This is a genomic window from Maritimibacter sp. 55A14 (genome assembly GCF_003122205.1).
Taxonomy (GTDB): domain Bacteria; phylum Pseudomonadota; class Alphaproteobacteria; order Rhodobacterales; family Rhodobacteraceae; genus QEYE01.
In genome coordinates, this window is sequence record NZ_QEYE01000007.1 from 163,036 (window position 1) to 174,367 (window position 11,332).

An 11,332-nucleotide genomic window follows, 5' to 3' on the forward strand; every position below is an offset into this window, starting at 1 on the left:
TATCGTCGGCGCGGACATTCGCATCCCTCGCCCTTCGCCCAGGTCGTGCGGGCGCAGCCGAACTCCGCCCCTCGGATGGGAGGAAGGTGCAGAATGGCACAACAATCGACATCCCCGAGCTATTATCTGCATGGCACCTCGCACATACCGTTGATGGGGGTAACCGTCGGCGGGTTGCTGGGCCGGACCGTGGCGCGCCTTGCGGAGAACGTCACCCGCATTGTCCCCAGTCAGGATGTCCGGTGGGCCAATGCCGACCTGACACGCGAGGCCGATCAATTGGCGACCGGGCTGATTGCCATGGGGCCTGACCCCGGAGACCGGATCGGGATCCGGGCGTCGAACCTGGCCGAAGCGGCGGAGGTGGCCCATGCCTGAAACTGCCTTCCTCGACGCACGCGGCGAAGTCCTACGCGACCTGCCGGACTTCGCGCGCGAGCCGGAGACATTGCGCGCACTCTATACGGCCATGGTGCGCGCCCGGACCTTCGATGCCAAGGCCATCGCCCTGCAGCGGACCGGACGGCTCGGCACCTATGCCTCCAGCCTGGGGCAGGAGGCGGTCAGCGTCGGCGTGGCAGCCGCAATGGCCGAGGAGGATGTGTTCCTGCCCTCTTTCCGCGAGCATGGCGGGCAGCTTTGGCGCGGGGTGACGCCGGAGGAGCTGTTTCTGTATTGGGGCGGCGACGAACGCGGCAACGACTTCGCCGGCCCGCGCCAGGATTTCCCGGTCTGCGTCCCCGTCGCCGCGCAGTTCCCGCACGCCGCGGGCGTCGCTCTGGCCATGCAGCAGACGGGCGAGGGCGTCGCGGTGGCCATCGGCGGCGACGGGGCGACGTCCAAAGGCGATTTCTACGAAGCGCTGAACGTGGTCGGGGCGTGGGATCTGCCCGCGGTGTTCGTGATCAACAACAATCAATGGGCCATCTCCATGCCGCGCACCGAGCAGACCCGCGCCAGAACGCTTGCCGACAAGGCCGTCGCCGCCGGGCTTCCGGGCGAACAGGTCGACGGCAACGACGTGATCGCAGTGCGCGAGGCCACCGCGCGGGCGATCGGGCGGGCGCGGGGCGGCGAGGGCGGCACGCTGGTCGAGTGCGTCAGCTACCGGCTGGGCGATCACACCACCGCCGACGACGCCAGCCGCTATCGCGACGATGCAGAGGTCAGCGCACACTGGAAAGAGGAACCGCTCATCCGGCTGCGCAACCACCTCGTGGCCGAACACGGCTGGGGCAAAGCGGAGGAGGACGCCTTGCTGCGCAGTTGCCACGACGAGATCGAAGCCGCCGCCGAGCGCTATCTCGCCACCGCGCCGCAACCCGCCCGCGCCATGTTCGCCCATCTTTACGCATCGTTGCCCGAAGACGTTGCGGCCCAGGCCGGGGAGGCGGGCGATGGCTGAGCATACGATGATCGACGCGATTCGCATGGCGCTCTCCCGCGCACTGGACGAGGACGAAACCGTTATCCTCTTCGGTCAGGACATCGGGATCGACGGCGGGGTCTTCCGGGCCACCAACGGGCTGATGCAGCGCTTCGGCTCGGGACGCGTCCGTGACACGCCGCTTTCCGAGACTGTCATCGCCGGCATGTGCGTGGGCGCCGCCGCGCACGGGCTGCGGCCGGTGGCCGAGATCCAGTTCATGGGGTTTCTCTATTCGGCAATCGACCAGCTTGCGAACCACGCCGCGCGGTTGCGCAACCGCACGCGCGGGCGGCTGAGTTGCCCGATGGTTCTGCGTGCGCCCTTCGGCGGTGGCATCAAGGCCCCCGAACACCATTCCGAGAGCATGGAGGCGATGCTGGCCCACATCCCCGGCCTGCGCGTGGTGGTCCCCGGCAGTCCGACACGCGCTTACGGCCTGCTGCTCGCCGCGATCCGCGATCCCGACCCCGTTGTGTTCCTGGAACCCAAGCGCCTCTACCGCGCCGGGGGCGAGCCGGTCGAAGATACCGGCGCCGCGCTGCCCATCGAGCAGGCCGAGGTCTTGCAGGAAGGCGACGACGTTACCCTGATCAGCTGGGGGGCGATGTTGACCGAGGCGCGGGAGGCGGTCGAAACGCTTGCGGACGAAGGCATTTCCGCCGAACTTGTCGACCTGTCGTCGCTGAAACCGATCGACCGTGCTACCCTGCGCGCCTCGGTCGAGAAAACCGGCCGGTGCGTCATCGTGCACGAGGCGCCCCTGACGGCGGGACTGGGCGCCGAGATTGCCGCCGATCTGGCCGAGCATTGCCTGATCAGCCTGCTGGCCCCGGTCCGGCGGGTAACGGGCTATGACACGGTGATGCCCTATCTGCGGCTCGAAGCCAGTTATCTTCCCTCGACCGACCGCGTCCTGCGGGCGGTGCGCGATGTGATGGAGTTTGCATGACGGTCTTCAGACTTCCCGATCTCGGCGAGGGCCTGCAAGAGGCCGAAATCGTCACCTGGCATGTCTCGCAGGGCGATCATGTCATTACCGACCAGCCGCTGGTTTCGGTGGAAACCGACAAGGCGGTCGTCGAGGTTCCGGCGCCCAATTCCGGAACCATCGCGCGGCTGCTCGCGGAGGAGGGCACCGTCGTCGCCGTCGGCGCCCCGCTGGTCGAGATCGAGACAGGCGCGGCCGAGGACACAGGTGCGATCGTCGGCCAGTTGCAAGGCAGTGACCGGCCCGAAGCGGAAGAACGCGAGAGCGCCCGCCCGCCCAGGGCAAGGCGACACCGGCCGTGCGCAGACTGGCGCGCGAAAAGGGCGTCGATCTTTCGACCGTGACCGGCAGCGGGCCGGGCGGCGCCGTTGTGTCCAGCGATATCGAGGCGGCGGCCTCCGGTCTGACCGGCGGAGAGGAACTGCGCGGCGTGCGCCGGGCAATGGCCAAGGCGATGGCACGCGCGCATGCGAATGTCGTTCCCGCGACGGTGACGGACCGGGCCGACATATCGGCCTGGCCCGAGGGTGAAGAACCGACACCCCGGCTTGTTCGGGCCATTGCGTTCGCATGTGCCGAGGAGCCCGCCCTGAATGCCTGGTTCGACGGCGGCCGACGGCAACTTCACGATCATGTCGACCTGGCCATCGCCGTGGATACCGAAGACGGCCTCTTCGCGCCGGTTCTGCGGGATATCGGCGGCACCGCGGATATCGACGCCGGGATCGCCCAGCTCAGGCACGCGGTCGAGACACGGTCCATCGCGCCCGAAGACATGAAGGGCGCCACGATCACGCTGTCGAATTTCGGCATGTTGGGCGGCGAGTTCGCGGCATTGGTGGTCTCGCCGCCGCAGGTGGCGATCCTGGGGGCCGGACGGATTTCCGAGGCGTGCCTGGCTGAGGACGGTCAGCCGGTGGTGCGGCGGGTGATGCCCCTTTCGCTGACTTTCGATCACCGGGCCGTCACCGGCGGCGAAGCCGCGCGGTTTCTTGCCGCCCTGCGGACCGACCTCGAACGCCCGGCGCAAGAGGCAAAGGAGTAGATCATGGCGACGATTTTCGAGATGGCGGACGATCTCGGGCCGGAGAAGGTTCTTCACGTCAGTAATCCAGGCGCCGGGCTCAGGGCCATCGTGGTCCTCGACAACACTGCGGCTGGCCCGGCCATTGGCGGTGTGCGCATGGCCCCGGACGCGACGTTGGAGGAATGCGCGCGCCTCGCGCGGGCGATGAGCCTGAAGAACGCTGCGGCGGGCCTGCCGAATGGCGGCGGAAAATCGGTGATCGTCGCCGACCCCGCGATGCCACCCGACGCAAAGGAAAGCGTGATCCGCGCCTTCGCGGAGGCAATCGCCCCGCTGTCCGGCTACATTCCCGGCCCGGACATGGGCACGAACGAAACCTGCATGGCCTGGGTTCAGGACGAGATCGGCCGCGCCGTCGGTCTGCCGCGCGTCGTCGGCGGCATACCGCTCGACGAGATCGGAGCCACCGGGTACGGCGTCGCCGTCGCGGCGGCTGTTGCCGAAGAATTCTGCGATGTCCCGCTCGACGGCGCCCGTGTGGCGATCCAGGGCTATGGTGCGGTCGGCAGACACGCGGCCAGATGTCTGGCCGAGCACGGCGCACGGATCGTCGCTGTTGCCGATTCTCACGGCTCTGCCTTCGCGCCGGATGGGTTCGATCTGGTCCGCCTCGATGCGATCAAGGCCGACGGCCGGTCGGTCACGGACTATCCCGGTGCCGACGCGGGCGACCGGAAGGCGGTCATCGTTGCCGAGTGCGACATTCTGGTCCCCGCCGCACGGCCCGATGCCATCGACAGCTCGAATACCGGCGCGATCAAGGCGAGGCTTGTCGTGGAAGGGGCGAACATTCCAGCCACCGCCGAATCCGAGGCCGCGTTACATGAGCGCGGCGTGCTGGTCATTCCGGATTTCATCGCCAATGCAGGTGGCGTGATCTGCGGATCGGTCGAATATCGTGGCGGGACAGAGAGCCAGGCGTTGGCGGTAATCACGGAGAGAATTCGCCACAATACGAGGGAGGTATTTCAGCGGGTCAACGCCGACGGTGTGCTGCCGCGGGACGCCGCCAATTCGCTGGCCGAGGCAAGGCTCCGGCAGGCGATGGCCCTGCGCCGCTCTTTCTGACCCACCAAGGCGTCCGACATCGGGCAATCCGAACCATGATCGCCCGATCGGTAGTGGAGGGTCCGGCCCGTTGCCGTTCGGCGCCTGTGCCAGAGACGGTCCTGCGGATGGAACGGATCGCAATAGAGCCGACATGATCGATCCTCCCGAACAGGAGGTTTCACGCATGGCCGCTCAAGGGCATCCCCGACGATTCAGGCATCTCCCCGAAACGTCTTAGCCCTTCCAGACCCGCTTGTAGGCCGCGATCAGCGCGGGCACCTGGTGGGGCCAGGACATTTCCGTCTCGACGCGCGCGCGGCCGTAGCGGCCCATTTCCGCGCGGCGCTCCGGATCGTCCAGAAGCTCCAGGATCTTCGCGGCCATGTCCCCGGCATCGTTGGCGCGGGCATAGAGCGAGGCCTCCCGCGCGGAATAACGCCCCTCGGTCACGTCGAACTGCACGATGGGTTTCTCGAAGGCCATGTATTCGAGGATCTTGTTCATCGTAGACTTGTCGTTCATCTCGTTCACCCGGTCGGGGTTCACGCAGACATCGGCGGTGGACAGCACCTCGAAAAGATCGCGGTCCGGCGCCCGCCCGGTGAAGGTCACGTAATCGGCCAGCCCCATATCGGCCGATTGCCGGCGCAGCTTCTCCAGGCTCGGGCCACCGCCCACGAGGCAGAACTGGATATCCTCGCGCCCCGTGCGCCGCACGATATGCTCCACCGCTTCCAGCAGCAGGTCGATTCCCTCCTGATCGCCCATCACCCCGACATAGCCGACCATATGCTTGCGCCCGTTGCGCCAGGCGGGGTTCTCGGGCACCCGGTCCAGCCGCGACAGGTCGGGGCCGGAGCGCACGATGAAGACGTCCTCCGGCGCCATGCCGCCGCGTTCGATGGCGATGCGGCGGTAACTTTCATTGGTCGCGATGGAGACGCGCGCGGCACGGAAGGTCCAGCGCTCGAAACTGCGCATCAGCTTCCAGAAGAAGCCGCGCTTGCCGAACTTGGCCTCGTAGAGCTCGGGGTTGATGTCGTGATGGTCGAACAGATACCGCACCCCCAGCAGACGGAAGGGCAGCGCCACCAGGAAGATCAGGTCGGGCGGGTTGCAGCCGTGGATCACATGGAAGCCGCGGGTGAACTTCGCGCGCACCGCCAGCACGGTCTCCCAGAAGAGCGCCGCGCCGTATTCCAGCAGATAGCCCATCGCCCCGCTGGCATCGAGCGGCAGCCCGTGGCGGTAGACGCGGATGCCCTCATCCTCCCAGACGCGTTCCTCATGGCCCTTTCCGGTGGGGCAGATCACCGTCACGCGCGCCCCCGCGGCGTTGAGCGTGCGCGCCTCCATCCACACCCTGCGGTCGAAGGGTACGGGCAGGTTTTCCACCACGATCAGAACCTTGAGGCCGGCCAGCGGCCGCGTCTCGCGCAGCTCCTCCAGCGTGACGGGCACTGGGATATCCGCGGTCTTATTCATACCGGTCCGTCCGCAGCACCCGCGCGTCGCCCAGCCGCAGCCCGTCGAGCGTGCGGTTCGACCCGATCACCAGGTCCCAGGGCCCGGCCTCGGCGGTTTCGCGGTCCACCAGCAGCGTGGCCACGCCGGGCAGATGCGTGAAGGCATAGCCTAGGTTCTGGCCGCGCAGATCGGCCGGCCGGATCGACGGGTCGTATACCGAGAGCGCATGACCCTTTTCCAGAAGCCGCCGGGCGATATCCACGTTCGGGCTCTCGCGCAGATCGTCGGTATCGGCCTTGAAGGCCAGCCCGGCCATCAGCACCCTGCCCTTTTCCGGCAATTGCCGCAGGATGTCGTCCACCTGATAGGTCTTGTGGGCCTCGTTGGTGCGCAGCAGGCTGTCGATCAGATGCGTATGCGCGCCGATCTCGTTGGAGATGTATTGCAGCGCGCGCACGTCCTTGGGCAGGCAGGAGCCGCCGAACGCCCCGCCCGGACGGGTGTAATAGGGCGAGATGTTAAGCTTGGTGTCGGAGACGAAGATCTCGTGCACCTTGCCCGCCGACACACCCATGCGGTGACAGACCCGACCGATCTCGTTGGCATAGGCCACCTTGACCGCGTGCCAGGTGTTGTCCACGAATTTGGTGATCTCCGCTTCCTCGTAGCGGGTGTAGAAGACCGGCGCGTCCAGCCCTTCATGCAGCTTGTCCATCACTGCCGAACGGCCGCCATCGGCGGTGCCCACGACGATCTTCGGCGGGTTGAAGAAATCCTCCACCGCCACGGATTCGCGCAGGAACTCGGGGTTATAGACGATCTCCACCAGATTGCCGGTGCGCGGCCCCAGAGCGCTGTGGAAGATCGGCTCCACCAGCCCGGTGATCGTGCCGGGCCGGAAGGTGGACCGGTAGGCCACCGTCAGCGGGCGCGCCCGGCCCTCCGGTACCGCCGCCGCGATCTGGCGCGTGACCTCGGCGATGTAGCTCATGTTGTGAGAGCCGTCGGTGGCACTCGGCGTACCGACGCAGACGATCGCCAGATCGGTCTCTGCCAGCGATTCGATGCCGGTCGCGGCGCGGATCAATCCACGCTCCAGCGCGGCCTTCAGCAGGTCCTCCACGCCCGGCTCCTTGATCGGGGCCTGGCCGCGGTTGATCTCGTCCACCTTGTCGGCATTCACGTCGATGCCGAAAACCTCATGCCCCTCGCGCGCCAGGCAACAAGCGGCGGTGAAGCCCACATACCCCAGGCCGAAAATGACGATCTTCATGGCCGTGCCCCCTTGCGCGCCGGCCCGGACAACGTTCCTCTGGTTTCAATCGCACGCATCAATAACCCCGTTCCCGAAATACAGTTGAACATGGCGGCGGCGCCCGCCATGCCAAGGCCGTTTTCACCGACCATCAAGGCAGTCTTTGGCCCCAAGCTGGACATAAAGCGCGTCATTTTCGGACAGCAACTTGACGGCAGCGGAACCTTGCGCGGGCGCAGGGCGGCGCAACGACACGTAAAGGTTGAAAAACCCCGCTTGCTGGCGGTCCGGACTGCGGATTTTCTCCCATTCCGGCCCGGCCGGCGAATAATATCTGGAACATCGCGGCGCAAAAAAGCTACATCTTCCGCCATATCGGGGTCGCGGTCCTTGTCCATCCAGGGCTATCCGGCCCCGTTGATGCCCTGACTATCCGCTGCAAGATCAAAATTCTACCATATTGATCTGAAAAACAATTGCGGCGGCACGGAACGGGCTAACCGGGTCCGGCATTGGTGCCGTGGCAGAAAGAACAGGCATTGGGCGCAGACAAGCAGGACGACACGCCAGAGACCAGGCAGCGGCGCAGTTCCGCGCTCGCCGTCGGGGCGGCGACGCTTTTCGCCTCCGGCTTGTTCCGTCAGGGGTTGAGCCTGGTGACGCTCGCCGTGACGGCACGGCTTCTCACGCCCGAAGATTTCGGCGTTGTCGCCTATTTCCTGATCGCGGTGATGTTCCTGGAAATGCTGCAACGCCAGATCACGATGGTGCTGATCCGGCTGGAGGACGTCACCGGCGACCACCTGGCGACGGTCTTCACGCTGCAAATCGGTCTGGGGCTCTGCTGTGCGCTCTTCTTCCTCGGCACGCAACCACTGGTGGCGCTGCTGGAAATCCCGGCGCTCGTCGCATTGATGCCCTATCTGTCGCTCCTGGCGCTCGTGGTGGCGATCCGCAGCCCGCGCTTCCTGCTTTTCGAGCGCGGCCTGCGCTTCGGCTATGCCGCGACCGAGGAAACCGCCAGCCGGATCGTCTATTCCGTCACGGCGATCTTCCTAGCCTGGCTGTGGCGCGACTATTGGTCGATCGTGGCGGCGAGCTTCCTGGCCCAGGCCACGCGCGGTGTCGTCACCTTCGGCGCCGCCCCGATGATGCCGCGCCTCACCATATCCCACTGGCGCGACAGTTTTTCCTTCTCCGCATGGTCGATCGGCGCGCAACTGGCGCAGTTCTTCTACAAGAACGTGCCGCAGATGATGATCGGCGCCGTGCTGGGCCTGGCGGATGCGGGTCTCTTCCGGCTGGGCAACCGGCTGACCACCCTCGTAACCGCGCAACTTGGTGCACCGATGCTTCGGGTCTTTTATCCCGGTCTTGCGGACGTAGCTCGAAACTCGGAACGCAAAAAGGCGGTTTTCTCCAAACTCAACGAACTCACACTCGGAGTTGTGCTACCCCTCAGCGTCGGTATGGCACTCATAGCCACAGACCTCATTCAATTCGGATTCGGTTCACAGTGGCTCGCCGCAGCACAAGTCATCTGGATCCTGGCACCGTTAAGGGCGCTTGAAGCAATAAACGAGAATGTTCGCGCGGCAACATACGTCGAAGGCTCTACGCGAATCCTCTGCGTCCGCAACGGGATCCTACTGGTCGCGATCTGCGGCTTCATGTGGATTGGCCTGCAATTCGGCTTCCTCGGCGCGCTGATCGCCGCGGGCATCTCCAGCGTCGCCGCCGTCGTGCTGACCCTCGTCATGTCGCTGCGATTCGGCACCGGCGGATTCTTCAAACCACTCACCGTCGCCTGGCGCAGCTTCCTGGCCTGCGGGGCGATGGCCTCAGCGGTGCTGGCGTTGGACTGGGCGGTCGCGCCGGGGCACGGAACGGCCCTGGCGGCGCAGCTTCTGGTGGCCAAAATCGGGCTCGGCATGATCGTCTATATCGCCGCTCACCTGCTGATTTGGCGGGCCGCTGGCCGCCCGGACGGATTCGAGAGCCTGATTCTGTCGCTGCTGGGCCGCTTCCGCGGCCATCTCAAACGACGCAGATTATCATGAAAAATTCAACAATTCCGCGAATTATGGCCCTCTGTGGGCCACCCGGCCAATATACTGCCCGATAGGTCCGGTAATAGGGTTTCCGGCGCAACACTTCTGGCCGATAATGTTCCAACACCATGATGCAGCTTACCGGGTGACGGGGAAATATGTTTGATGCTAGTGGCTTGCGCGTGTTGTTTTTGATTTGAGAGTTGACCGAGCGATGGGTACGCCACAGACACCCGATCTGGCATGCAGCAAGGCGGCTGCCGCAAAGGTCGAAACCATCTCACGGACGGAGCCCGAGCGCGTGTCCGATCTCACCATCGTCATCGTCAACTACAACACCGCCGATGTGGCGCTTCAAGCGATCGGGTCCGCGCTGGAAAACACCGGCGGGCTGGACCTGGAGATCCGGATCATCGACAACGACTCCTCCGATGGCAACCTGGAAACGCTACGCGCCGCACATCCCGATCTGCCGGTGATCGCCGCGGGCTTCAACGGCGGCTATGCCTGGGGCAACAATATCGGCATCGCGCAGGCGAAGGGCCGCCACGTGCTGATCCTGAACCCCGACACGGTCCTGCATGCCGACACGCTGAAGACCGCCGTCGCCTATATGGACGCGCATCCCGAGGCCGGCATTCTTGGCGCGCGCGTCTTCCTGGAAGACGGCAGCGAGCAATCCTCGGTGTTTCGCGAACCATCGCTGAGACGACTGGCCTGGAACATCTTCATTCCCAACGCCATCGCCCGGAAAAGCTGGATTTTCGGCGATCACCGCTATGCCTCGCGCCGGCGCGACCGGGTGATGGATGTCGATATCGTCTCGGGCTGCTTCATGCTGGTCCCCCGCCGCGTGATCGAGGAGGTCGGCCCGATGAACGACCGCTTCTTTATGTATAGCGAGGAATCGGAATGGTGCTGGCGGGTGCGCGAGGCGGGCTACGCGGTGCGCTACCACCCGGATGTGACGATCACCCATATCGGCGCCGTCTCCACCGGCCAGTGCTCGCCCTGGAAATCGGTCGAGATCGCCAAGGGCCAGATCCTCTTCATGCGCTTCACCCGCGGGCCCTTCGTGGCGCGCATCGCGACCGAGCTGATGCTGGCCGCGGACCTGCTGCGCGGGCTGATCTATCTGCCGCAGATGCTGATCCCGGCGCGCCGCGACGCGGTGGCGGGCTGGCGCGCGCGCACCGGCTTCCTGCTGCGGGCGCTCTTCCGCCAGCCCGAGGGACAGACACCGCCGCCGCCCGACCTGCCCGCGGAATGATGTCCGGCCGGGCGAAATCGGCGGTGCGCGGCGCGGTTCACGCCGCGCTCGGACCGATGGAGGCCCGGCTTCTGGCCCGCCAGACCGGCCCGGCGCGCTGGCCGCATGTCTTCATCCTGAGCGCACCGCGCTCCGGCACCTCGCTCTTCTACGAGCTCATGGTCACGCGCTACCGCTTCGCCTATTTCTCGAACCTCGCGCACCGGTTCTGGAAGACGCCCGTCGCCGCCAGCCGTCTGGGCCGCCGCCTGATCGATCGCCACAAGGCCGCCTATCGCAGCGATTACGGCCATATCGCCGGGTGGTCGGCGCCCAACGAGGGCGGCTGGATCTGGCAGCGCTGGCTGGCCGACGGTCCCTGGTGCGACGAGACCGCCCTGCCCAGCCTGCCCGTGGCGGAGATGCGCGCGACGCTCGGCGCCATGTCCGACCTCTTCGACGCACCCTTCGTCAACAAGAACGTCATGCATTCCAACCGTGTGCGGCTGCTCGACGCGATCTTTCCCGGCTGCCTCTTCATCGAGGTCCGGCGCGACCGGGCGGATACCGCGCGCTCGATCATCCGCGCGCAGGAGCGCGACAAGGGCCCGGCCCGCAGCCCCGACGAATGGTGGTCGGTGCGCCCCTCCGACGCGGGCGGCGCGGATCTGGTCGAGCGCGCCTGCCGCCAGGTCGCAGGCGTCGCCGCCGACATCGCCCGCGACTGCGCACATATCGGGCAGGACCGGCTTTGCA

Annotated in this window: 12 protein-coding genes; 9 read left to right on the forward strand and 3 right to left on the reverse strand. The window is 66.1% G+C overall.

From position 1 onward, the window contains the following. The first annotated feature begins 93 nt into the window (after window positions 1–93). The 6 genes from DDZ14_RS08005 to DDZ14_RS08025 are packed head-to-tail and all read left to right on the forward strand — an operon-like array spanning window position 94 to window position 4,572. Window positions 94–378 carry a hypothetical protein gene (locus DDZ14_RS08005; RefSeq protein ID WP_146193110.1) on the forward strand — a complete coding sequence of 95 codons (285 nt, stop codon included), beginning with the start codon at window positions 94–96 and terminating at the stop codon, window positions 376–378. Further along, a complete protein-coding gene (pdhA, locus tag DDZ14_RS08010; protein ID WP_109424435.1) occupies window positions 371–1,405 on the forward strand; it encodes a pyruvate dehydrogenase (acetyl-transferring) E1 component subunit alpha in 1,035 nt (344 codons plus the stop codon). The genes DDZ14_RS08005 and pdhA overlap by 8 nt, the downstream gene beginning before the upstream one ends. Next, a complete protein-coding gene (locus tag DDZ14_RS08015) occupies window positions 1,398–2,378 on the forward strand; it encodes an alpha-ketoacid dehydrogenase subunit beta (protein ID WP_109424436.1) in 981 nt (326 codons plus the stop codon). The genes pdhA and DDZ14_RS08015 overlap by 8 nt, the downstream gene beginning before the upstream one ends. Beyond that, window positions 2,375–2,761 (forward strand): biotin/lipoyl-containing protein, encoded by a 387-nt coding sequence (locus tag DDZ14_RS19865; RefSeq protein WP_199221307.1) that lies wholly within the window; start codon window positions 2,375–2,377, stop codon window positions 2,759–2,761. The genes DDZ14_RS08015 and DDZ14_RS19865 overlap by 4 nt, the downstream gene beginning before the upstream one ends. Further along, entirely contained in the window at window positions 2,716–3,462 is a 747-nt protein-coding gene (locus DDZ14_RS08020; RefSeq protein ID WP_199221308.1) for a dihydrolipoamide acetyltransferase family protein, read from the forward strand. Before DDZ14_RS19865 ends, DDZ14_RS08020 begins: the two co-directional genes overlap by 46 nt. Window positions 3,463–3,465: 3 nt before the next feature. Next, window positions 3,466–4,572, forward strand: a complete 1,107-nt coding sequence (locus DDZ14_RS08025) for a Glu/Leu/Phe/Val dehydrogenase (RefSeq protein ID WP_109424437.1) — start codon at window positions 3,466–3,468, stop codon at window positions 4,570–4,572. Window positions 4,573–4,788: 216 nt separating this feature from the next. Here the strand turns inward: DDZ14_RS08025 and DDZ14_RS08030 are convergent, their stop codons facing one another. Genes DDZ14_RS08030 through DDZ14_RS19365 form a run of 3 tightly spaced genes read right to left on the reverse strand, consistent with a single transcriptional unit; the run spans window position 4,789 to window position 7,674 of the window. Then, window positions 4,789–6,039: a glycosyltransferase family 4 protein gene (locus tag DDZ14_RS08030; RefSeq protein ID WP_109424438.1), complete on the reverse strand. Its 1,251-nt coding sequence runs from the start codon at window positions 6,037–6,039 to the stop codon at window positions 4,789–4,791. Next, window positions 6,032–7,294 (reverse strand): nucleotide sugar dehydrogenase, encoded by a 1,263-nt coding sequence (locus DDZ14_RS08035; RefSeq protein WP_109424439.1) that lies wholly within the window; start codon window positions 7,292–7,294, stop codon window positions 6,032–6,034. The genes DDZ14_RS08030 and DDZ14_RS08035 overlap by 8 nt, the downstream gene beginning before the upstream one ends. Beyond that, window positions 7,291–7,674 (reverse strand): hypothetical protein, encoded by a 384-nt coding sequence (locus tag DDZ14_RS19365; protein ID WP_146193111.1) that lies wholly within the window; start codon window positions 7,672–7,674, stop codon window positions 7,291–7,293. The genes DDZ14_RS08035 and DDZ14_RS19365 overlap by 4 nt, the downstream gene beginning before the upstream one ends. A 141-nt stretch (window positions 7,675–7,815) precedes the next feature. Here DDZ14_RS19365 and DDZ14_RS08040 point away from each other — a divergent pair, with 141 nt between their 5' ends. The 3 genes from DDZ14_RS08040 to DDZ14_RS08050 all read left to right on the forward strand — a co-directional run. Then, on the forward strand, window positions 7,816–9,336 hold the full coding sequence (locus DDZ14_RS08040; protein WP_158275488.1) for an oligosaccharide flippase family protein: 1,521 nt from the start codon (window positions 7,816–7,818) through the stop codon (window positions 9,334–9,336). Window positions 9,337–9,628: 292 nt separating this feature from the next. Beyond that, the gene (locus DDZ14_RS08045; RefSeq protein WP_158275489.1) at window positions 9,629–10,597 is read left to right on the forward strand and encodes a glycosyltransferase family 2 protein; all 969 of its coding nucleotides are present in this window, start codon (window positions 9,629–9,631) and stop codon (window positions 10,595–10,597) included. After that, on the forward strand, window positions 10,597–11,332 hold a 736-nt coding region (locus DDZ14_RS08050; protein ID WP_109424442.1), incomplete at its 3' end, for a sulfotransferase. The genes DDZ14_RS08045 and DDZ14_RS08050, both read left to right, overlap by 1 nt.

What these genes read in the sequence shown, in the direction of transcription:
- DDZ14_RS08015 (WP_109424436.1), top strand. Translation starts at nt 1,398, where the DNA reads ATGGCTGAGCATACGATGATCGACGCGATTCGCATGGCGCTCTCCCGC.
- DDZ14_RS08035 (WP_109424439.1), bottom strand. Translation starts at nt 7,294, where the DNA reads ATGAAGATCGTCATTTTCGGCCTGGGGTATGTGGGCTTCACCGCCGCT.
- pdhA (WP_109424435.1), top strand. Translation starts at nt 371, where the DNA reads ATGCCTGAAACTGCCTTCCTCGACGCACGCGGCGAAGTCCTACGCGAC.
- DDZ14_RS08005 (WP_146193110.1), top strand. Translation starts at nt 94, where the DNA reads ATGGCACAACAATCGACATCCCCGAGCTATTATCTGCATGGCACCTCG.
- DDZ14_RS19865 (WP_199221307.1), top strand. Translation starts at nt 2,375, where the DNA reads ATGACGGTCTTCAGACTTCCCGATCTCGGCGAGGGCCTGCAAGAGGCC.
- DDZ14_RS08030 (WP_109424438.1), bottom strand. Translation starts at nt 6,039, where the DNA reads ATGAATAAGACCGCGGATATCCCAGTGCCCGTCACGCTGGAGGAGCTG.
- DDZ14_RS19365 (WP_146193111.1), bottom strand. Translation starts at nt 7,674, where the DNA reads ATGGACAAGGACCGCGACCCCGATATGGCGGAAGATGTAGCTTTTTTG.
- DDZ14_RS08025 (WP_109424437.1), top strand. Translation starts at nt 3,466, where the DNA reads ATGGCGACGATTTTCGAGATGGCGGACGATCTCGGGCCGGAGAAGGTT.